General features: G+C 58.8%; 19 protein-coding genes and 3 pseudogenes. 8 read left to right on the top strand and 14 right to left on the bottom strand.

Annotation, left to right across the window (positions count from 1 at the left end; translation table 11 throughout):
• Together AO277_RS27605 and AO277_RS27600 are read left to right on the top strand one after the other, a co-directional pair.
• A pseudogene (locus AO277_RS27605) lies at positions 1 to 407 on the top strand (hypothetical protein); the annotation flags it as partial.
• 11 nt (positions 408 to 418) lie between these two features.
• The gene (locus AO277_RS27600) at positions 419 to 1,558 is read left to right on the top strand and encodes an alginate O-acetyltransferase AlgX-related protein (protein WP_044319313.1); all 1,140 of its coding nucleotides are present in this window, start codon (positions 419 to 421) and stop codon (positions 1,556 to 1,558) included.
• Between the two features lie 54 nt (positions 1,559 to 1,612).
• Here the strand turns inward: AO277_RS27600 and AO277_RS27595 are convergent, their stop codons facing one another.
• The gene (locus AO277_RS27595; protein WP_005733968.1) at positions 1,613 to 2,074 is read right to left on the bottom strand and encodes an RES family NAD+ phosphorylase; all 462 of its coding nucleotides are present in this window, start codon (positions 2,072 to 2,074) and stop codon (positions 1,613 to 1,615) included.
• The gene (locus tag AO277_RS27590; RefSeq protein WP_004663867.1) at positions 2,071 to 2,520 is read right to left on the bottom strand and encodes a DUF2384 domain-containing protein; all 450 of its coding nucleotides are present in this window, start codon (positions 2,518 to 2,520) and stop codon (positions 2,071 to 2,073) included. The genes AO277_RS27595 and AO277_RS27590 overlap by 4 nt, the downstream gene beginning before the upstream one ends.
• 267 nt (positions 2,521 to 2,787) lie before the next feature.
• Between AO277_RS27590 and AO277_RS27585 the strand changes: the two genes are divergently transcribed.
• The 3 genes from AO277_RS27585 to aroA all read left to right on the top strand — a co-directional run bounded on the left by AO277_RS27585 (position 2,788) and on the right by aroA (position 5,631).
• A complete protein-coding gene (locus tag AO277_RS27585) occupies positions 2,788 to 3,792 on the top strand; it encodes a response regulator (protein WP_044319312.1) in 1,005 nt (334 codons plus the stop codon).
• 3 nt (positions 3,793 to 3,795) lie between these two features.
• The gene (locus tag AO277_RS27580) at positions 3,796 to 4,278 is read left to right on the top strand and encodes a PAS domain-containing protein (RefSeq protein WP_044319311.1); all 483 of its coding nucleotides are present in this window, start codon (positions 3,796 to 3,798) and stop codon (positions 4,276 to 4,278) included.
• A gap of 96 nt (positions 4,279 to 4,374) precedes the next feature.
• Complete coding sequence (gene aroA, locus AO277_RS27575; protein WP_005746506.1) at positions 4,375 to 5,631, top strand: 3-phosphoshikimate 1-carboxyvinyltransferase; 1,257 nt, start codon at positions 4,375 to 4,377, stop codon at positions 5,629 to 5,631.
• A gap of 21 nt (positions 5,632 to 5,652) precedes the next feature.
• Here aroA and AO277_RS27570 read toward each other — a convergent pair whose 3' ends face one another.
• Entirely contained in the window at positions 5,653 to 6,315 is a 663-nt protein-coding gene (locus tag AO277_RS27570; RefSeq protein ID WP_044319310.1) for a ChrR family anti-sigma-E factor, read from the bottom strand.
• Entirely contained in the window at positions 6,315 to 6,827 is a 513-nt protein-coding gene (locus AO277_RS27565) for a sigma-70 family RNA polymerase sigma factor (protein WP_044319309.1), read from the bottom strand. Before AO277_RS27565 ends, AO277_RS27570 begins: the two co-directional genes overlap by 1 nt.
• Positions 6,828 to 7,161: 334 nt before the next feature.
• On the opposite strand from AO277_RS27565, the gene AO277_RS29360 reads away from it, so the two are divergent.
• Entirely contained in the window at positions 7,162 to 7,731 is a 570-nt protein-coding gene (locus AO277_RS29360; protein WP_161795799.1) for a hypothetical protein, read from the top strand.
• Positions 7,732 to 7,764: 33 nt separating this feature from the next.
• Here the strand turns inward: AO277_RS29360 and AO277_RS27555 are convergent, their stop codons facing one another.
• From AO277_RS27555 to AO277_RS27520, 8 genes and pseudogenes are all read right to left on the bottom strand, one after another.
• The gene (locus AO277_RS27555; protein ID WP_044319308.1) at positions 7,765 to 8,634 is read right to left on the bottom strand and encodes an aldose 1-epimerase; all 870 of its coding nucleotides are present in this window, start codon (positions 8,632 to 8,634) and stop codon (positions 7,765 to 7,767) included.
• Entirely contained in the window at positions 8,609 to 9,586 is a 978-nt protein-coding gene (locus tag AO277_RS27550) for an EamA family transporter (RefSeq protein ID WP_044319307.1), read from the bottom strand. Before AO277_RS27550 ends, AO277_RS27555 begins: the two co-directional genes overlap by 26 nt.
• Before the next feature lie 82 nt (positions 9,587 to 9,668).
• Entirely contained in the window at positions 9,669 to 10,949 is a 1,281-nt protein-coding gene (locus AO277_RS27545; RefSeq protein WP_044319306.1) for a TRAP transporter large permease, read from the bottom strand.
• Positions 10,950 to 11,477, bottom strand: coding sequence for a TRAP transporter small permease (locus AO277_RS27540; RefSeq protein ID WP_044319305.1), 528 nt, complete (start codon positions 11,475 to 11,477; stop codon positions 10,950 to 10,952).
• 61 nt (positions 11,478 to 11,538) lie between these two features.
• Positions 11,539 to 12,523, bottom strand: a pseudogene (locus AO277_RS27535) (TRAP transporter substrate-binding protein).
• A gap of 56 nt (positions 12,524 to 12,579) precedes the next feature.
• On the bottom strand, positions 12,580 to 13,464 hold the full coding sequence (locus tag AO277_RS27530; RefSeq protein ID WP_044319303.1) for a glucurono-1,5-lactonase: 885 nt from the start codon (positions 13,462 to 13,464) through the stop codon (positions 12,580 to 12,582).
• A gap of 55 nt (positions 13,465 to 13,519) precedes the next feature.
• Positions 13,520 to 14,347, bottom strand: a complete 828-nt coding sequence (locus AO277_RS27525; protein ID WP_031595880.1) for an NAD-dependent epimerase/dehydratase family protein — start codon at positions 14,345 to 14,347, stop codon at positions 13,520 to 13,522.
• Between the two features lie 191 nt (positions 14,348 to 14,538).
• Positions 14,539 to 15,807 (bottom strand): OprD family porin, encoded by a 1,269-nt coding sequence (locus AO277_RS27520; protein ID WP_044319302.1) that lies wholly within the window; start codon positions 15,805 to 15,807, stop codon positions 14,539 to 14,541.
• A 465-nt stretch (positions 15,808 to 16,272) separates the two neighbouring features.
• Here AO277_RS27520 and budC point away from each other — a divergent pair, with 465 nt between their 5' ends.
• A complete protein-coding gene (budC, locus tag AO277_RS27510; protein WP_044319301.1) occupies positions 16,273 to 17,037 on the top strand; it encodes a meso-2,3-butanediol dehydrogenase in 765 nt (254 codons plus the stop codon).
• A gap of 63 nt (positions 17,038 to 17,100) precedes the next feature.
• Here budC and AO277_RS29820 read toward each other — a convergent pair whose 3' ends face one another.
• Both AO277_RS29820 and AO277_RS29815 read right to left on the bottom strand, forming a co-directional pair.
• On the bottom strand, positions 17,101 to 17,805 hold the full coding sequence (locus AO277_RS29820) for a methyl-accepting chemotaxis protein (RefSeq protein ID WP_371411893.1): 705 nt from the start codon (positions 17,803 to 17,805) through the stop codon (positions 17,101 to 17,103).
• Between the two features lie 198 nt (positions 17,806 to 18,003).
• Positions 18,004 to 18,888: pseudogene (locus AO277_RS29815) on the bottom strand (methyl-accepting chemotaxis protein); the annotation flags it as partial.
• 511 nt (positions 18,889 to 19,399) lie between these two features.
• Between AO277_RS29815 and AO277_RS27500 the strand changes: the two are divergent.
• Positions 19,400 to 20,417, top strand: a 1,018-nt coding sequence (locus AO277_RS27500; protein ID WP_257214252.1) for a cache domain-containing protein, incomplete at its 3' end; no start/stop codon positions are given.

Genomic DNA, 20,417 nt, shown 5'->3' with positions numbered 1-20,417 from the left:
CAGGATGCAGGCCGCCAAGGCAGCGTAAGTGGATAATTGTCCAACCTTCGGGGGGCATACCATTGGCGCACGTGTTGACGCTGCTGTTTGTGTGCCTCGTCTGGACGCTGTTCCGCGCCCCGGACTTTACCACTGCGCTGACCATGTATGCCGGACAGTTCGGCCTGCATGGCCTGGGGCTGGGCGATGCACTGGCCGTAACCCTGCGCCCGGCGCACGGCATGGCGGCGCTGCTGGGCGTGGCCTGTGTGCTCGCGCCGTTGTTGCTGGTTCGCGTTGAGCAGCGTTTCGCCAGCCACCCTGTGTTCATAGCGGGCGCCGCATTGTGGCCGGTGGCCGGCTTTCTGTTGTCGTTCGCGCTGATTGCCAGCCGCGAGACAGTTCCTTTTCTTTACTTCCAGTTCTGAGGTCAGTGGCCATGACTGCTCCGTCTGCTGTACCGCCTCCGCCCAGCGAACTGGCCGTGCGCACCTGTGGCGTGGCGGGAATCACGCTGGTGGCTTTCATCGGCGTCGGCTTGCTGGCCTCGTGCATGCTGCTGGCCAGCGGCAAGGTCGAGTTGCTGCCCAAACCCCTGACCCTCGATGCAGCGCTGCATGGCGAGGTGACTCACAAACTGGCCAAGCAACTGTCAGGGACTTTTCTGGCGCAGCGCGCAGCGAATATCGAGCGTGGCGCAAGCTGGTTGCTGTTTCACGACACCGGTCCGCGGGTCCGTCAGGGGTGTCCGGGCTGGCTGTTCCTGACCGATGAATTCAGGCTCAATCGCGACGCGCAGGCCAATGCGCAACACAAGGCGCAGGCGGTTATCGATGTGCAACGCAGCCTGAAAAAGCGCGGCATCGACCTGCTGGTCGCCGTGGTGCCAGACAAAAGCCGCATTGCTGCCGCCCAACTGTGCGGGCTTTATCGCCCCGAGGTGCAGCAGGCCCGTGTTGTGCAATGGACCAACAGCCTGAAGGACGCCGGTGTCGATACGTTGGACCTGACCACTACCCTGCAACCGCTGGGTGACACAGCGTACCTGCGTACCGACACACACTGGAGCGAAAGCGGTGCCAACGCGGCCGCCAGAGCGCTGGCACTGCACCTGCGCAAAGTCGGCTTTCGGGCCACTCCGCAACGGCAGTTTCAAACCAGCATCGCCCCGATTGCCGAGCGCCCCGGTGATCTGGTGCGTTTAGCGGGTCTCGACTGGCTACCGCTGTCGTTGCAACCCGCGCCGCAAAGCGTAGCCGCCACGCAAATCACCGAGCTTGCCAGTGAAGCAGCGTCAGGCGGCGACAACCTCGACGACCTGTTTGGCGACAGCAACCTGCCCAACGTCGCCTTGATCGGCACATCGTTCTCACGCAATTCGGGCTTTACCGGTTTTCTACAGCGCGAACTCGGCGCACCGATCGGCAGCTTCGCCAGGGACGGCGGCGAGTTCTCGGGTGCAGCCAACGTCTATTTCGACAACCCGGCCTTTCGCCAGACCCCGCCAAAGCTGGTGATCTGGGAAATCCCGGAGCGGGATCTGCAAACGGTTTATGAGGTGATCAACCTTCGGCCATAACGCTATCAAATTCGCACCTGACGCTATCGAACAACTGGCTGCCCTGTATCAATCTCATTTCAAACGTGGATCAACCACAAACTCCAGCTCTCTGGCCGTTGCCACAACGGCCAGGAATTCCGGGTGCTGGACGTTGAGCAGGTAGTTGGACTCACGCGGGATGATCACGCTTGGCACGGCCAGTGCCAGGCTCTGACCCGAGGCAAGCCAGTCGTCGCCGAACGAGGCTGTTGCCGGTGGTGCGGGCTCTTCGCGCCAGTCGGGAGGCAGGGTGTCCGGCCGTGCATTGAGGATGTGCTCTTCGCCAATCTGCAGCTCAAGCATCGCGTAATGCCGGGCCACGCCAGCGTTGCCCAAGTGCACCAGCACTTCCAGCAGCGCCAGCGATTCGCTGCCTGCGCAGTACACGCAGGCGTTGCCTTTGCTGTTCCAGCGTCCGCCATAGAGCTTGGCGCCTTCACCGTCGAACGCCTGAGCCAGCCATTTGCGCTTTACCAGTCGATAGACTGCAATCACGCCACGACACCGTGTTCCAGCCGACCGATAAGGTCGAGCACTGCCTGCGCCTCGGCCGAGGTAGCGAGCATTTCCAGCGGCCTGCGATTGCCCAGCCCATAGACCGGGTTGGCCAGCCACAGACGGGTCGCTTCGGCATCGTCTTCGAACAGGTCCAGCGCCGCTTTGTAAACCGCTGCCAGGCGGAACAGACGATCGCTTTCCTCGGCATTGAAGCGGCGCACCTTGAGGCGTCGCTGCAAGGTGGCGGGAGCGATGCCCAGATGCTCGGCCAGGGTCGAGCGGTTCAGGTCGGTGTAATGCGCCAGACGCTCGAATACTTCATACGGCAAACCGTCGTGCAGCGCCGAGTACAGCCGCGTGCCACGGGCCGGAATACCCAGATGCTGCCAGAAATCGTCCTGCCGGGGCAGGGCCGGATGGTAGTCGCTTATGGGCAGAGACATGGACACACCTGTCTATCGAGTGATTGCTATTAAATCTATCACTTGATAATAGGCTGGTTTGGGGGGGCGCGGTAGTGATTTGCAGCAACAGAAAGCGACTTAAATTACAGAAACTGCAAACATCGCCGACTTAAGGCTATAGGTTTAGTTTGAATGTTGCTGATCGAGCGTTATAGGCTCAGTGTCAGTCGATTTCGATAGTGCTGTCGAACGTATACGTGCTGTCCGCCGTTGTCAGCCTGATTTTTTTGCAGTGAGAACCACACGATGTCCACGCTTGCACTATTGATATGCGATGACTCGAACATGGCGCGAAAGCAGCTTTTGCGTGCCCTGCCTGCTGATTGGGATGTATCGGTAACGCTCGCTACCCAGGGGCAGGAAGGTCTGGAAGCTATCCGTAAAGGCCAGGGCCAGGTGGTGCTGCTCGACCTGACCATGCCGGTGATGGACGGTTACCAGACCTTGACGGCGATTCGTGCCGAAAACCTCGACACCAAGGTGATTGTGGTGTCGGGTGACGTGCAGGACGAAGCGGTGCGCCGGGTCATGGAGCTGGGCGCGCTGGCGTTTCTGAAAAAACCTGCCGACCCGGACGAACTCAAGAGCACGCTGGAACGCCTGGGCCTGCTGGGCAAGCCGGCGGTGTCACCTGTTGCGCTGCCGGCCCTCAACAACAAGGGCGGGGTGATCAGCTTTCAGGATGCCTTCCGCGAAACCATCAACGTTGCCATGGGCCGCGCTGCTGCATTGCTGGCCAAGGTGCTGGGCGTGTTCGTGCAGTTGCCGGTGCCCAACGTCAACATGCTCGAAGTCGGCGAGTTGCACATGGCGCTGGCCGATGCCCACGCTGATCAGCATTTGACGGCAGTGTGTCAGGGCTACATCGGTGGCGGCATTGCAGGTGAAGCGCTGCTGATTTTCCATGACTCGGAAATCTCCGGCATGTCGAAACTGATGGGCGACGATAACTCCGACAGCTCCAACATGGAGATGCTTCTGGACCTGTCCACGATCCTGATCGGTGCCTGCCTGAGCGGTATCGCCGAGCAGATCGACATCGCGTTTTCGCAAGGCCATCCACAGTTGCTGGGCGCGCAGGGTGGCATCGACGAGCTTATTCGTATTAATCAGCAGCGCTGGAAAAAGACCCTGGCGGTTGAAATCAGTTACAGCGTAGAAGGCCATAACATTCATTTCGATCTGTTGATGCTGTTCACCGAAGACTCGGTCGAGCTGCTTACCAAAAAACTCGCCTACATGATGAGCTGACCCATGAGCAACGCTATCGAAATCAACGAGCTCCATTGGTTGCTGGCCGTCACGCAGAACATTGACGTAGGCATTGTGGTGCTGGACCTGAACTATCGGGTGACGGTCTGGAATACTTTCATGGAAAACCGCTCTGGCGTGGTGCCTTATGTGGCCATCGACAAGACCTTCTTCGAGTTGTTTCCGGAGGCCAACCGCCAATGGTTGAGCAAGAAAATCGATAACGTCGTGACCCTTGGCACACCGGCATTCACCATCTGGGAACAGCGGCCGTATCTGGTGCGCTTCAAGAATTACCAGCCGGTCACCGGGCACGAAGAGTTCATGTACCAGAACACCACGCTGTTTCCGCTGCGCTCAACCACCGGGGCGATCAGCCATGTGTGCCTGGTGATCTATGACGTCACCGACGTGGCAGCCAACCGCAATCAATTGCAGGCAGCCAATGACAAGCTGCAGCAACTGTCGGGTGCTGAACAAAAGTAAACGGCTGTCTGGCTCGTTGGGGCAGCAAAACCGCACTGCGGGCTTGATCCCGCTCGTGCTAGGATCGCGATTTTTCCGCTGACGCTCAGGGACATCATGCGACCTCAAGCCACCCTCACTGTTTTGCCTGTCGAGCGCCCGCTGGTCGGGCGCGTCAGCCCGCCGGGCTCCAAGTCGATCACCAACCGCGCATTGTTGCTGGCCGGGCTGGCCAAAGGCACCAGCCGCCTGACCGGCGCGCTGAAGAGTGACGACACCCGCGTGATGTCCGAAGCACTGCGTCTGATGGGCGTGCAGGTCGACGAGCCGGATGACAGCACCTTCGTGGTCACCAGCAGCGGCCACTGGCAGGCACCGCAGCAGGCACTGTTTCTCGGTAACGCCGGAACCGCAACGCGCTTTCTGACCGCTGCACTGGCCAACTTCGAAGGCGACTTTGTGGTCGACGGCGACGAGTACATGCGCAAGCGCCCGATCGGCCCGCTGGTCGATGCCTTGCAGCGCATGGGTGTGGAGGTCAGTGCGCCCAGTGGCTGCCCGCCGGTGGCGATCAAGGGCAAAGGCGGTCTGGAAGCCGGACGTATTGAAATCGATGGCAACCTGTCCAGCCAGTACGTGTCAGCGTTGCTGATGGCCGGAGCCTGCGGCAAGGGCCCGGTCGAAGTCGCCTTGACCGGCAGCGAGATTGGCGCACGTGGTTACGTCGACCTGACCCTGGCGGCCATGCAGGCCTTCGGCGCCGAGGTTCAGGCCATCGGCGAAACCGCCTGGAAAGTCTCGGCCACTGGTTATCGCGCTACGGACTTCCATATCGAACCGGATGCATCGGCGGCCACCTACCTGTGGGCCGCCCAAGCATTGACCGAGGGCGATATCGACCTCGGCGTGGCCAGCGACGCATTCACTCAGCCTGATGCCCTGGCCAGTCAGATCATCGCAAGCTTCCCGAACATGCCTGCCGTGATCGACGGTTCGCAAATGCAGGACGCGATTCCGACGCTGGCGGTACTCGCCGCCTTCAACCGTCAGCCAGTGCGCTTTGTCGGCATCGCCAATCTGCGGGTCAAGGAATGTGACCGTATTTCAGCATTGTCCCACGGCCTGTGTGCCATCGCGCCGGGCCTTGCTGTAGAGGAGGGCGACGATCTGCTGGTGCACGCCAACCCGGCGCTGGCAGGCACCACGGTAGACGCATTGATCGACACCCACTCCGACCATCGCATCGCCATGTGTTTTGCGCTGGCAGGTTTGAAGATTGCCGGTATTCGCATTCTCGACCCCGATTGCGTCGGCAAGACCTACCCGGGTTACTGGGATGCACTGGCTTCGCTGGGGGTGCGTGTTCAGCGCTGAGAGCAGCTATGGAGCCGTTTTTCAGATCCCGAAGAACGGCTGCATCATCCGCGCCAGCAGCCCGTGAAAGCGCAGCCTTGATTCTGTCGCCAGTACGCAGATGCATTCCCGGTCAGGGTAAGCGATGGGCTGGTGCTGGATGTGGCTGTCCAGATCGGCCACATCATTGAGCGCGAACGCTCCCTGTATGTCGTGATACGCGCCCTTGAGCACCATAGTCATCTCGCCGCTTTCATGGCTGTGCACCGGCATGCTGACGCCGGGGGCGATTTTCAGCAGCATCAGGTTGCCTTGTTCAATACCTTGCGCACGTACTCGTTGCACGCCAGGAACCAGTGTCTTCCACTTCAGTGTGCTCAGCTGCCGACCGAAATGCGCGTGCATGCAGACAGGCAGCAAGTCCGGGTCCTGATTGGCTGCCGGCGTCGAATACATTGCCGGCTCAGCGCCCGTTTGCCGTTCATCGAGGCGCGCCAGCATTGCTGACCTGCCCTTGAGCGGCACCACGCTGCTGGTGTGCTGCTGCATCAATACACCGCCAATCTCTTCGGCTTGCCTGAGTCGCGCACGGCACTCGGCACAGCGTTCAAGGTGCGCCGCAGTCACCACCGCAAGGACCTGCGACAGCGCCCCTGCTGCATAGCTGACCAGCGTCGCGTCACCCGGATGATGTCGTGGGCTCATCATGATTCCTCTATCCGCGAACGCAATTTTTGAAACGCCAGGCGCAGGCACGATTTCACCGTGCCCAGTGGCATACCAAGGCGTTCGGAAATTTCCCGATGGCTGAGCGCTTCAAAATAAGACATTCGCAATACCCGGGCCTGATCGGTGGGCAGGTTCTGAATGGCAATGTTCAGTTGTTGCTCCTGGCGCTGGCTGTAATCGAGCGTTCGATCTACCGGGGCCTCCAGGCGCTCGAGTTGTTCCAGCGAATTCTGCACCTTCACCCAGCCGCGGTCCTTGCGCACGCTGTCGATGTACAGGTTGCGGGCAATGCGAAACAGCCACGTCCCCAGGCTGGCCTTGGTCGGGTCGAAGGAATCGGCCTTGTGCCACAGCTTGAGCAGCACTTCCTGCACCAATTCTTCGGCTTGCCCCTCAGGCACATTCAGCCCGGTCAGATAACGTAACAGGCGCGGCGCGAAGTGATCGTAGATGCGCATGAAGCTTTCGCGGTCCCTCTGGCGGGCCACGGCGGCGACTTCATCAATCCAAAGTCGGGTTATTGTCGATTCGCTGTGAGGGGGGGACAAGTGACAGAAGGTCCTGAGACTGGCAGTAGTGCGCATGATCCACCTTCTGATCACCATTGTCTGGTTTTGGTTCGCAATGCAGAGGTGTTACGCAACGGGATGGGGAGTGGATCACAGGATATGACGAGCGGCGTGGAGGAATTTTACAGGTGTGGCCATGGCAATGACCACGGGCCAGTCATGCAGACAGTCGCTGTCATTTCTGCCAGTAGCGCTATGAGCAGCTGGCTGCTTAACCTGTGATCTGGATGCTATCAAGGTCAGGGAGACCATTATGGACACTCACGTTGCACGTGCTTCATCTACGCTGGCCAAGCTGGCCTGTGTACTGCTGGTTATCATTTGTATGGGGCTTCTTTTTGCACCTTGGCGAGCTCAGGCTGAGGCTGTAAATCTGGTTACCTGTACAGGAACCCATACTACAAACTGGTCGCCAGGATTGACCAACACCAGTCAGACGATTGTTGTATCGACGACGAGCAGTTGGAACACGTGTGTTTCGCTCTCATTCCCTTTGGTTACCAGCGCTTCGTCCAGCGAAAGCTTCCAGTCTACGTTTTCCTGCGAGTCGTTACTGCTACCAACGTCCAGCAGAACATGGGTCATTAGCTGGAGCGATGGAGTCACCAGCACTTACAAATTCAACGCGACGATCAATAATATTGGTACTTTGAACACGACCATTGTTGGTGTCGGAGCAATTGTGGATGGCCGTTATAAAGGCGCCAATGCGACAAGTACATTTTTACTTGGCAATCTTCAGTCAACGTTGAACAACAGCTGCGACACCGCCACCGGCGTTACCCGCGTCAGCGGTCTTTCAACCCTGTTGATTACCCCGTAACGAAAGGCATGGAGCATGCACGCATAAAGCCTGCTACAAGGGCTTGTAGTGCAGACTGACCCTCAACTCCATCGACTCGCCTTGCCGCAACAGCTTCAAACCAGGATGCCCAGGCAAATGATGGGCATTCACCGGGTGGCTGACCGGCTCGAAGCAGAAGAAACCCAACCCCGGTGGGCAGAACACCAGAAAGTAGTCGCTGCCAGTGGCCTGACAGTGCAGCTCATAGCCCAGGTCCGGCTGGCTGATGATGCTCAGGCCATCCCAGCCGGTGAAGCCGTTGTCCAGTCGTGCTTCAGGCAGCGTATTGCTGTGCCGGAAGTCCCACTCAGCGGGTAAGTCCCGCAACTCGGCAGGCAAGCCAGCGTCGTTGCACATCCATACCTGCGCAGCCTTGGCCTGCAAGCGTGTGTGGGGCGTGCGCGGCAGGTAAGGGTGCAAGCCCAGCCCGTGCCAGGCGGCACGACTGTCCAGGTGGGTGGTGGTCAGTTCGATGCTCAGCTTGCCGTCTTGCAGGGTGTAGCGCAGTTGCGCGCGGTAGGCGAACGGCGTCTGGCTGTCGAGTTGCAGGCAGACCTGCTCTGCGGTCTGCTCGATAACACTCCAGACCTGTTGCCAGGCGCTGCCATGAATCGGCAATGGGTCGTTGGCGCTGTTGGCGGCCAGTGCGAGCCAGCCATCCGGGGTGTCGAAACCGCCGTTGCCGATCCGGTTAGACCAGGGTGCCAGCGGGTAGCAGGCCAGTCGGCGAGGTGTACCGGCAGCCAGTGCCAGTTCGTCGCTCTGGCGCAGCAGGGGGTGCCCGCTGGCCAATACGGTCCAGTTGACGATACTGCCACCGATGTCGGGAGCCAGAGTGAGGCGGGTCAGGCCATCTTCAAGGGTCAGTACGTTCGCGGGCATGATGCAAAACCTTCTTGGATGATGGGCTGGATGGTTGAGAGGCAGATGGCGTGGCGCGCCGCCAGGTCAGCAGGACGATACCGCTGACGACGATCAGCCCGCCGATGACCTGGCCGCTGCTGAGTAACTGATCAAGAATCAGCCAGCCGAACAGCAGGCTCGCCACCGGCTCGATGTTCATCACCGGCGCATTGCGGGCGATGTCCAGCCGCGCCATGCAGATGAACAGCAGCGAAAAGCCCAACCCGTAGAGCACCACCAGACTGGCCAGCGCAGTCCAGCCGATGCGGCTTGACGGCAGATCCACGCCACCGGGCAACAGGCCACTGGCACCGGCCAGCGCAGCCGCCGCGAACACCACGACCATGGTCAGCATACTGCGCACAGTGCCGCGCATGCTTGCCAGTTTGTTGTCGGTGATCCATAGCGCAAAGGCGAACACCACCGCTGCGGTAAACGCATAGGCGATACCTTCCAGCCACTGCGGTTCGCTGCTGCCAGGGTTTGACAGCCGCTGCGGCACATCCAGCGTCAGGCCGAACAGAATCAACGCCATCAGGCCTGCGGCACGTCGTGTGGGCCTTGCGCCGCCCAGTGCCCAGGTCAACAGCGCCAGCAGAATCGGCGAGACGTTGACCACCAGCAATGCCAGAGCCACCGGAATACGTGCTACCGCCGAATAAATGCAAAAACTCTGAGTCGCGATCAGCAAGCCCAGAAGCAATTGCCAGCGCCAGGTGCTGGCAGGAAGACTGAGCTTTTCACGTTGCCAGAGCACCAGACTGACCAGCACCAGCAGGGTGACGCCGGAGCGGCAGAGAATGGCCAGCAGCAAGCCGGTGTCATGATCGAAGGCAATGCGTGCCGCAATGTGGTTGCCGGCAAACGAACAGGCCAGCAGCGCCAGAATAAGCACGGCAATGTGGCGGGGGAACAGGGCAGGGGCAGACATACGCAACCAGCCTCCTTGGCTGGACAACAGAGGTGCGTACCGGAGCGGTTTGAGCGCTCCGGTAGCGTTGCAACTGATGACGTTAGAGCACGACGCTCGGCAGCCACAACGAGATGGCGGGAATGTAGGTGACCAGCATCAACACCAAAAACAGCGCGACGTAGAACGGCAGCAAAGCTTTCACGGTGGCTTCGATAGTGACTTTGCCCACCGCGGCACCGACGAACAGCACCGCACCCACCGGCGGGGTAATCAGCCCGATACCCAGATTGACCAGCATGATCATGCCGAAGTGCACCGGATCGATACCGACACCGACGATGACCGGCAACAGAATCGGGGTCAGGATCAGAATCAGCGGCGCCATGTCCATGACCGTACCGAGCAGCAGCAACATTATGTTGATGCACATCAGGATCACGTAGCGGTTGTCGGACAGGGTCAGGAACGCTGTGGTGATCTTCATCGGAATTTCCATCAGCGTCAGGATGTAACCGAAGCTGGCGGCAAAACCGATCAGGATCATCACGATGGAAATGGTGCGTGCCGCCCGATGCATCAGTTTGGGCAGATCGCGCCATTTGTAGTCGCGGTAGATGAACATGGTAACGAAGAACGACCAGAGCACGGCAATGGCGGCCGACTCGGTGGCAGTGAAAATCCCCGATAGAATGCCGCCGAGAATAATGACCATGGCCATCATGCCCCAAAGCGCTTCACCGGCAATTTTCAGTGCCTGGCGCAGCGGGATCACTTCACCCTTGGGGTAGTTGCGCTTGCGCGCGAAGATCATGCACAGGCCCATCATCACCGCGCTGAGCAGCAGACCCGGGAGGATCCCGGCCATGAACAGCGAAGCAATCGATACCGTACCGCCTGCCGCCAGCGAATAGAGCACCGAGTTATGGCTGGGTGGCGTCAGCAAGGCCTGAACCGAGCCGCTGACGGTCACTGCCGTCGAGAAGTCCCGAGGATAGCCGTTGCGTTCCATTTCCGGGATCAGCACCGAGCCTACCGAAGCGGTATCGGCCACCGAGGAACCCGAAATCGCGCCGAAGAAAGTGGATGCCACAATGTTGACCAGCGACAGCCCACCGCGCACGAAACCCACCAGCACAGCAGCAAAGGCGACCAGCCGTCGTGACATGCCGCCTTCGGCCATGATTGCCCCGGCCAGCACGAAGAATGGAATCGCCAGCAGCGAAAACTTGTTCACGCCGCCCGCAATCTGAATCATCAGCGCATCGGCCGGAATATCGATCCACCAGGCGCCTATCAGGGCTGAAAGCCCCAGCGCATAGGCGACAGGCATGCCGATGAGGATCAATGCGATGAAGCTGCCCAGCAGTATAAAAGCGTCCATTTATGCGGCACCTTCGCTTTCTTCAATAACATCGAAGCGCATCACCGCGCGATGACTCTGGTCGCCCAGAAACAGTCTTTCCAACACGAAAATCAGGGTTACGATGCCGCCAATGGGGATTGGCAGGTAAGTGATGCCGACCCTCAGAAACGGCAGCTCTCCGACAAACTGATTCCACGTGGTGGCGCACAGCTTGAAACCCTTGAAGATCATGAACAGGGCCACGATCGCCATCAGGACCTGCACAACCACCGAGGCACTGCGGCGTACCTGTTGCGGCATACGGTCCACGGCCATAGAAACGGCCATGTGCGCACCGGCGCGGTAACTGGCGGCAGCGCCGAAGAAGGTAAATACCACCATCAGCAATATGGCCGTGGGTTCCGGCCAACTGGAGCCGCTGCCGAGTATGTAACGGGCAAAGATGCCCCAGGGGATGATCAGGGTCATGATCAGCACCGACAGACCGGCAATGCCGATGCAGACCCGATAGATCGTGTCGTCGATGCGCAATAGCGTATTTTTCATGGGCTCACCACTGCGGCGGCGAACGAGCTTTCACTCATTCGCGCAGCATAATCGGACAGGCTTATTGGGCCGCTTGGGTGCTCGGTGCAGCCAGTGCCGGATTGGTCTGGACCGCTTCGATGCGGCTGATCAAATCCTTGTAGGGCGCACCGAATTTGTCACGCACCGGCTGGGTGGCGTCGTAGAAGGCTTTCTTCTGCTCCGGCGTCAGGGTGATGAACTCCACGCCAGCAGCTTTGAGCTTGGTTTCGGCATCGGCTGACGACTTGTCCCACAGCGCGCGCTCCTCCATCTGCGCTTCTCGCGCGAGCTTTTTCACCAGCGTCTGTTGCTCCGGCTTGAGCTTCTCCCAGGTGGCTTTCGCCATCACGATGGGCTCGGGCAGAATCAAGTGCTCGGTAATCGTGAAGAACTTGGCGTTCTGGTAGTGGTTGTGCTGGTAATAGGTCGGCGGGTTGTTTTCCGCGCCATCGATCACGCCGGTTTGCAGGGCGCTGAAGATTTCGCCAGTGGCCATGGCGATGCCGTTACCGCCCATGTCATTGATGGTTTCGATGAATACCGGGTTGCCCTGAACACGAATTTTCATGCCTTTGAGGTCGGAAATCTGGCGTACCGGTTTCTTCGTGTACAGGTTGCGTGTGCCGCCATCCATCCAGCCCAGCGCGACCATGTTGAATTGCGAGTTGGTGATCTTGTCGAGAATTTCCTGGCCGATCTCGCCNCGGCAGGTTGAAGACGTTGACGTCCGGTACGACCGGGCCGACGATGCCCAGGCTGACGCGAGTCATCTGCACGGCACCACTCTGGACCTGTTCAACGACTTCCTTCTCGGAACCGAGCACGCCACCCGCGTACATCTTGAAACTGATCTCGCCCTTGGACTGTTCTTCGAGTTTCTTGCCCATGTTCTGCTCCGCCACGACCGGCGCGTAGCCTGCGGGGTGAACCTCGGCGAACTTGATTTTGACTTCTGCCTGAGCCATGCCTGACACGCAGAAGGCCAACGGAAGTGCAGCGATGAGAAGCTTGCGTTTGAAATCCATGGATATCTCCGATTTTGTTATTTTTGGTCGAGCTATGGGATTTTCGTTGGGCACTGTCAGCCCTGAAACACGGGTTCCTCCAGGCCTTTGACACCAGGGCGCAAAGCGAACAGACCACCGGCGAATGGCTGGTCGCTGATATCGCCACCCGGGCGAATGGACGTTACGAACAAGGTATCGAGATTGGGGCCGCCAAAAGCGCACATGGCCGGTTTTTTAACCGGCACGACCAGCGAGCGGTCGAGTTTTCCGTTGGGCGTAAAACGGTGGATCAGGCCCGCGTCATTGCCGCAGATCCAGTAGCAGCCATCGGTGTCGATTGCTGCACCGTCAGGGCGGCCCAGGTGGTGGTTCATGTCCACGAACAGGCGACGGTTGTGCGGCGTGCCGCTATCGGTGTCGTAATCGAAAGCCCAGATCTTCTGCACGCTGGGATGCGAGTCGGACAGGTACATGGTCTTGCCGTCCGGGCTGAACGCCAGGCCGTTGGGGACAATGAAGTCCTTTAAATGTGCATCGAGTGTCTTCTGCCCGGCGCTGTAGCGATACATCGCACCTACCACTGCGCCTGCTGCCATGTCCATCAGCATGGTGCCGGCCCAGAAGCGTCCTTGTCGGTCGCATCGGCCATCGTTGAAGCGCATGCCTGTCTGTGCATGTTCGACGCTTGCCAGAAGAGTACTGATCAGGCTGCCGTCTTCGCAGGGCTGCAGATGATAAATGCCGTCTTCCATCCCCGCAATCCAGCCGCCGCGGCTGTCGGCTGCGATGCAGGCCAGCATCTGCGGCGCTTTCCAGGTGCGTATGCTGCCGTCGGCGAAACTCCAGCGCTGCAGCGTACCTTTCGGAATATCTACCCAGTACAACGCCTGGTCACGTGCGCTCCAGACCGGGCTTTCGCCTGTGGCGTTTTGTGCATCGACAATCAGTTCGGCATCCATGACAGGTCGTATCTCCAACGTCTGCAAGCAGAGTTCTTCAACAGGTAGGGGCTGTTTATTGATCGCCGAAGGGGCCTGAGGCCACAAACGCACCGCCCTGATAAACCATCGCCGGGTCGTCAGCCGCAGGCTCCGGTTGGGCTTCAACCTTGGCGCGGAAAACTTCCGAGCTGTCTTTGGGGGTGTAGTCCAGTTTGCTGGCGAAACGGTTGTCCCACCATACGGTCTTGTTGTCCGAAACACCGTAGACCACGGTATGACCGACGTCTGGCGTGTACAGGGAGCGCTCGATCAACTGGGTCAGGTCGCCAAAGCTCAGCCAGGTGCTCATCATTCGACGGTTCTGCGGTTCAGGGAACGACGAGCCGATGCGGATGCTGACGGTTTGGATGCCGTAACGATCGAAGTAGAAGCTGGCCATGTCTTCGCCGTAGGACTTGGACAGACCGTAGTAGCTGTCCGGGCGGCGCGGGGAGTGCGCGTCGATGGTTTCGGTCTGCTTGTAGAAACCGATCACGTGGTTGGAACTGGCAAAGATCACGCGTTTCACGCCATGACGACGGGCCGCTTCGTAGATGTGGAACACACCGCAGATGTTGGCACCGAGGATTTCCTCGAACGGCCGTTCGACTGACACACCGCCGAAGTGCACTATCGCGTCCACACCTTCGATCAGGCGGTATACGGCGTCCTTGTCAGCCAGATCGCAGACCTGAACTTCTTCACTGTCGTCTACCGCCGGTGCCATCTCGGCAATGTCGGACAGGCGTAGCACGTTTGCGTAGGGGCGCAGTGTTTCGCGCAAGACCTTGCCCAAGCCACCTGCCGCACCGGTCAGCAGGAGGCGATTGAAGGGAGTTTGAGTGGTATGAGCCGATGCCATGAGAAAAGTCCCGATTGTTATTTTTGTCATCTGTTGTCGTATGACTTGCCGAATTATCGACACCGCATACGCTGATTGTCAACGCGGCCAAAGTATAAAAACGACCTGTGTGCCCGCCTGTGCAGACACATTTGTAACAAGGCAAAACCTGCCCCTGTAGATGGGCTTTCAGGCAGGCTTTGCCACAGGTTTCACAGCAGCGAAATAGGGTAGCTGATGAATACGCGGTTCTCGTCGAACTCATTGGTGCTGAAATCGCGACGCAGGCTGGAGTTGCGCCATTTGACGTTCAGGTTCTTGAGTGCACCGCTTTGTACGGTATACGCCAGTTCAGACTCTCGTCCCCATTCCTTGCCGTCGGTGATGTTGCCGGTATGCACATTGTCGCCGCTGATATAGCGGTTCATCAGGGTCAGGCCGGGTACGCCGAGCACTGCGAAGTTATAGTCATGGCGTAACTGCCAGGACTTCTCCTTGGCGTTGTCGTAACTGGAGTTGTAACTGTCGTTGGCCAGCGTGCCGCCGCTGGTGCCGTTGACGCGCATCCACGCCGTATCGCCGGTGAGCTTTTGCAGGCCGACATAGAACGTGCTGCCGCCATAGCGCGCCGAGAGCAATGCATAAGCGGTCTTGTTGTCGAGGTCGCCGGCCAGTTTGTTTCCGTCTTCCTTGCCGATGAAGTAACCCAGGTTGGCCCCCAGGGTCCAGTCGCCGACCGGCTGGCTGTGCAGCAGGTTGAAAAACTGCTGCTGGTAGATGTCCTGCAGCTCCGAGTACCAGACACCTACCTGGGTACGCTTGTCGTTGAAGACATACTCGCCGCCGCCGAAGTTGAAGCGATCGGACGTAAACGCGCCTCGGCCGTTCATCGACATGTCTTCCATGCTTGCATCGTTGCGCGGGCTATTGCCGCGGAATTGCCCGCCATACAGCGTCAGGCCGTCGATTTCCTTGGACGTCACCTGGCCACCGCGGAAAGTCTGCGGCAACGAACGACCGTCATCGGAGCGCAGAATCGGCAGCACCGGCATCCATTCGCCGACTTTCAGTTCGGTTTTGGAAACCCGCGCCTTGCCTGCAACGCCGAGACGGCCGAAATCATCGGCCGGGCGACCGTCGCTGTGGATCGGCAGCAACTGAGTGCCCCCTGTGCCTTTGCCACCATCGAGCTTGAGCGAATACAGGCCCAGCACGTCAACCCCGAAACCGACCACTCCTTGGGTGAAGCCCGACTTGGCGTCGAGAATAAAGCTTTGTGTCCATTCCTCGGCTTTGCTCTGCGGAGCTGCGCTGTTGGGAAAGGCCGGGTTGGTGAAGTTGCGGTTGAAGTACGCATTACGCAGCGTAAGTGTGGCTTTGGTATCGTCGACGAAACCCTCTGCCATGCCGAGCATCGGGAAAATCAGTGTCATGCCGCCAACACCCAGCAGGATGCGTGAGCGGGAAGTGTGAAATGTCATTATTGTTTTGCTCCCTTGTTTATCGAAACCGTCCTCTTTTCTGGCCGCGCGCAAGCAGCAGCCGACACCTTTGAGGATTACGTGATGCCTGTTGCCAGGCATGGCCTCGACCGACAGACGGCCGAGTACCGTTCGCCATGTATCAGCGAATGTTATGAATCTGAAAGGATGTCGGGTGCTGCGAAACTGTCGGAACAGATGAGGCTTCGATAATCGGTGGAGCAGACGTACAGACGAGAGTTTTCATGGTTGGCAAAGTCTTGTTTTTATTTTTGGCGTTATAGGTTGTCGTACAACTTCGGTGATATTTGCAGCGCGGCCTCGGTTTGTCAACGCGCTGTTAGTCGAGGTTTACCGATTCACCTGATTTTTAACCCCTCGTAAGGCAGTGAATGATTTGGACTGAACGCTGTGTGCAACCGGGCAGTCCACCTCATAACCCCATTATTTTTTTGGAGCTGCTGCATGAATCGTTTCACCCAGAAAGTTGTTGTCGTGACCGGGGCTGGTTCCGGGATCGGCGAAGCCACCGCCAAGCGTTTTGCCCAGGAAGGTGCAAGCGTTGTACTGGTCGGCCGTAATCGCGACAAACTCGACAAAGTGGCCACGCAACTGGCGGGCGAAGGGCATTTGGTCCGTGCTACCGATGTGGCGGACCCCAGCGATGTGGAAGCGCTGTTCAAGAAAGTCGCCACGCATTTCGGGCGTCTGGATGTGCTGGTCAACAATGCCGGCATCGTCAAGTCCGGCAAAGTGACCGAGCTGGGCATAGAGGACTGGAAAGAGCTGATGTCCGTGGACCTGGACGGCGTGTTCTATTGCACCCGCACCGCCATGCCGGCGCTGATCGCCAGCAAAGGCAACATCATCAACGTCTCGTCGGTTTCCGGCCTGGGCGGCGACTGGGGCATGAGCTTCTACAACGCGGCCAAAGGCGCAATCACCAATTTCACCCGCGCGCTGGCGATGGACCACGGTGCCGACGGTGTGCGGGTCAACGCAGTCTGCCCGTCACTGACTCGCAGCGAGCTGACTGAAGACATGCTCGGCGACAAGGCACTGATGGCCAAATTCATGGAGCGCATCCCGCTGGGGCGTCCAGGCGAAGCTGAAGATGTCGGCGATGTCATTGCCTTTCTGGCAAGTGAAGACGCACGCTTCGTGACCGGCGTGAATTTGCCGGTGGATGGCGGATTGTCAGCGTCCAACGGACAGCCGCCGCAGGCGTGACTGTCAGGAGTGCAGAAACAATCAAGCCCGGTAAAGACCGGGCTTGATGTCAACGCTGGGTGATCAGATCCGGAAGTGGCTGACCATCGTTTGCAGCTGCCCGCCAAGGCGTGCCAGTTCGACGCTGGAGGCAGCGGTTTCTTCGCTGGCCGAGGCGGTTTGCTCGGACACATCGCGGACGTTAACGATGCTGCGGCTGATTTCCTCAGCTACGGCACTCTGCTCCTCGGCGGCGGCAGCGATCTGCTGGTTCATTGCCTGAATGTTGGAGACCGTCTGGGTAATACTGCCCAGCGATGTACCCGCCTGACGGCTGAGCTGTACGCTGCTGACGGTCAGTTCGCGGCTGCTGAGCATGATGCTGGACACCTGGCGCGTGCCGCTTTGCAGGGCTGCAACCAGTGTTTCAATCTCGACTGTGGACTGCTGCGTGCGTTGTGCCAGGCCGCGGACTTCGTCGGCAACCACGGCAAAACCACGCCCGGCTTCCCCGGCGCGGGCCGCTTCGATGGCTGCGTTGAGGGCCAGCAGGTTGGTTTGTTCGGCCACAGCCTTGATGACGTCCATGACCTTGCCGATCTTGTCGCTTTCCTGCTCCAGCTGGTTCATGGCATCGGCCGAGCGACCCACTTCGTTGGCCAGACGCTCGATCTGCACAATCGCTTCGCCCACGACTTTGCCACCGTCGCGCGCTTCGCGGTCGGCGTTGGACGCTGCCTGCGAGGCCTGTTCGGCGTTACGAGCCACTTCTGCAACCGTTGCCGACATCTCATGCATGGCGGTGGCCACCTGGTCGGTTTCGACTTTCTGGCTGTTGACGCCGGCGCTGGTCTGCTCGGTAACCGCTGACAGCTCTTCGGCGGCACTGGCAATCTGCACAACGCTGTCGCGGATACCGCCAATCAGCTCGCGCAACGTGCTGCCCATGCGTTGAATGCCTTGCTGCAGAACGCCCAACTCGTCACGACGAGTGACTGCCAGGGTCTGGGTCAGGTCACCTGATGCAATACGGTCGACCACTGCCAGAGTTTCCTGCAATGGACGGGTAATCTGCCGGGTGATGATCACCGCTGCAATCATGCCCAGAATAATTGCCAGCAGCGTACAGGTGATCTGCGTGGTGCGAGCCTGTGCGCTTTCCTGATCGCGGCGATCCAGTTGCAGTTGGTACATGGCTTCGCTGATCTTGACGATATCCTGGCCCTGTACGGTCATCTCCTTACGAGCCTGAGCGATGTCGGCAGTTGCGGCCTTGAAGCTCTGCAGGGCTTTGCGGTACGCGGCCAACGAGGTTTCCAGCTGCTTGAGCTGATCAGCCTGGGTGCCGCTGAACGTCGTTTTCAGCGTGTCCAGATCCTTGATGGCAGAATCCAGCCTTGCAACGGCGGTCTGTTCAGTTTCTGCCGTAGGGTTGGTGGTGTAGCCACGCACCTCATAACGCGCGAGCCTGAGGTTTTCCTTTGCATCGGTGACGATCTGGTATTGCTCGAACCGATTGGCATCGGCAGGGTCCATTTTTTTCACTTCAGCCTGAAGCAGCTCAAACACATCAATGCTTTTGTCAGCATTCGTGCTCAGCTCATCACGCGCCACAATGCTGGCCTTGTACCCGCCGCGCATGCTGTTCAGCGATTTCTGGTAGTCAGCGATCACCACTCCCAGTTGCTCGAGCATTTTCACGTTTTCGGGACTTTTGAACGAGGTCAGCAGCTTTTGCTGATAGTTCTTGAAGCCGTCCAGCGAGACCTGAACGGTCTCTGCGACTTTCTCGTCGCCGTCAGCGACCATGTATTGCAGACGGGTCACACGCAGTTTGGTCAACTGGGAGTTGAGCGAAGTAATGTCACTCATCCAGTTGCTGCGATTGATCAGTCCGCTCATGCTGGTCCAGCCAGTCAGCGCAAGAATCGCAGTAAAAACAAGTACTAGACCGAAACCGAGGGCCAGTTTCATATTGACGCTGATGTTTGCAAACCAGCTACTCATTGAATTCTCCAACAACAGCCATTTAAAGCAGTAGAGCCCCTGAAAGGCATGGCATACAGGTCAGGGGCAGGGGGTGGTATACAGACACTATCGGCAGGTGGTGGCCAAGCTGAAATAAAAAAAAGAGAAAGTTTCAAAACGCTTGAAATACTTTTTCAGGCCCTATCGTTCACGGCAATGCACCGCTATAAAGAATCGCTGAAAAGACTGAAATAGAGCGCCGCCTCTCATAGGGTGCGGCAAAATATTGTCTATGCTCGCGACAGTGGAAACCTTACCCGCTTCAGGTTCATTGCTTTTGAAGTGCGTGACATTTTTACGTCACAAGTTGTTCTGGCATCTGAGCCTTCTTCCCGTCACGTTGAGATGCTTTGTCATGAATTTGAAGTTTCGTCATAAAATTCTTCTGGCTGCGGCCGGTGTTGTGGTGTTGGCCTTTGCCTTGTTCACCCTTTACAACGACTACCTGCAACGCACCACCATCAATCAGAACCTTGAGTCCTCGGTGGGCCAGGCGGGTCAGTTGACGGCCAGCAGCGTGCAGAACTGGCTGAGCGGACGCATTCTGGTGCTGGAAAACCTCACCCAGAACGTAGCCTTCCAAGGGGTCAATTCCGACCTGAGCGGACTTGTGTCGCAGTCTTCGCTGGTGTCGACCTTTCAGTTCACCTACGTCGGTGACAGCAAAGGTGCGTTCACCCAGCGGCCCAATGTCGATATGCCGGCTGGCTACGATCCACGTCAGCGGCCCTGGTACAAGTCCACCGTCGACGCCGGCAAAACCATTCTCAGCCCGCCTTATCTGGCTTCCGTGGGCGGCCTGGTGGTGACTATCGCCAGCCCGGTCAAGACTGCAGGCCAGATAACTGGCGTGGCTGGCGGTGACCTGAGCCTGGACACGCTGGTCAAGATCATCAACTCGGTGGAGTTCGGCGGGCTCGGTTACGCCTTTCTGGTCAGTGGGGACGGGCAGATCATTGTCAGCCCGGACAAGGAACAGGTGATGAAAAACCTCAAGGACGTCTACCCGGGCCAGCCCCTCAGTCTGGATGCGCGCCTGCGTGAGGTCACGCTCAATGGTCAGCAGAGGTTGCTGTCGTTTACCCCGATCACCGGGCTGCCTTCGGCCGACTGGTACATTGGTCTGTCGATCGACAAGGACAAGGCTTATGCACCGTTGAGCCAGTTCCGCAGCTCGGCGATGGTCGCCGTACTGATTGCGGTGGCCGTGATTGCCTTGCTGTTGAGCCTGCTGATCCGTGCGCTGATGCGGCCGCTGACCGACATGGGTCGTGCGATGCAGGACATCGCCCAGGGCGAGGGTGATCTGACTGAACCGCCCCGGGTTTCTCGGAGACCCTTTTGTTTGAGTCATGCCACCTGGGCAGACTCGG

It is taken from the genome of Pseudomonas amygdali (genome assembly GCF_002699855.1).
Taxonomy (GTDB): domain Bacteria; phylum Pseudomonadota; class Gammaproteobacteria; order Pseudomonadales; family Pseudomonadaceae; genus Aquipseudomonas; species Aquipseudomonas amygdali.
The sequence above is the reverse complement of the archived record's forward strand: the minus strand, read 5'-3'. Positions and strand labels throughout refer to the sequence as shown.

Bases quoted from the DNA above. Each gene is read 5' to 3' on its own strand.
- AO277_RS27600 (WP_044319313.1), top strand. From the start codon at position 419: ATGACTGCTCCGTCTGCTGTACCGCCTCCGCCCAGCGAACTGGCCGTG.
- AO277_RS27590 (WP_004663867.1), bottom strand. From the start codon at position 2,520: ATGTCTCTGCCCATAAGCGACTACCATCCGGCCCTGCCCCGGCAGGAC.
- AO277_RS27585 (WP_044319312.1), top strand. From the start codon at position 2,788: ATGTCCACGCTTGCACTATTGATATGCGATGACTCGAACATGGCGCGA.
- AO277_RS27580 (WP_044319311.1), top strand. From the start codon at position 3,796: ATGAGCAACGCTATCGAAATCAACGAGCTCCATTGGTTGCTGGCCGTC.
- aroA (WP_005746506.1), top strand. From the start codon at position 4,375: ATGCGACCTCAAGCCACCCTCACTGTTTTGCCTGTCGAGCGCCCGCTG.
- AO277_RS27570 (WP_044319310.1), bottom strand. From the start codon at position 6,315: ATGAGCCCACGACATCATCCGGGTGACGCGACGCTGGTCAGCTATGCA.
- AO277_RS29360 (WP_161795799.1), top strand. From the start codon at position 7,162: ATGGACACTCACGTTGCACGTGCTTCATCTACGCTGGCCAAGCTGGCC.
- AO277_RS27555 (WP_044319308.1), bottom strand. From the start codon at position 8,634: ATGCCCGCGAACGTACTGACCCTTGAAGATGGCCTGACCCGCCTCACT.
- AO277_RS27550 (WP_044319307.1), bottom strand. From the start codon at position 9,586: ATGTCTGCCCCTGCCCTGTTCCCCCGCCACATTGCCGTGCTTATTCTG.
- AO277_RS27545 (WP_044319306.1), bottom strand. From the start codon at position 10,949: ATGGACGCTTTTATACTGCTGGGCAGCTTCATCGCATTGATCCTCATC.
- AO277_RS27540 (WP_044319305.1), bottom strand. From the start codon at position 11,477: ATGAAAAATACGCTATTGCGCATCGACGACACGATCTATCGGGTCTGC.
- AO277_RS27530 (WP_044319303.1), bottom strand. From the start codon at position 13,464: ATGGATGCCGAACTGATTGTCGATGCACAAAACGCCACAGGCGAAAGC.
- AO277_RS27525 (WP_031595880.1), bottom strand. From the start codon at position 14,347: ATGGCATCGGCTCATACCACTCAAACTCCCTTCAATCGCCTCCTGCTG.
- AO277_RS27520 (WP_044319302.1), bottom strand. From the start codon at position 15,807: ATGACATTTCACACTTCCCGCTCACGCATCCTGCTGGGTGTTGGCGGC.
- budC (WP_044319301.1), top strand. From the start codon at position 16,273: ATGAATCGTTTCACCCAGAAAGTTGTTGTCGTGACCGGGGCTGGTTCC.
- AO277_RS29820 (WP_371411893.1), bottom strand. From the start codon at position 17,805: ATGTCGGCAACGGTTGCAGAAGTGGCTCGTAACGCCGAACAGGCCTCG.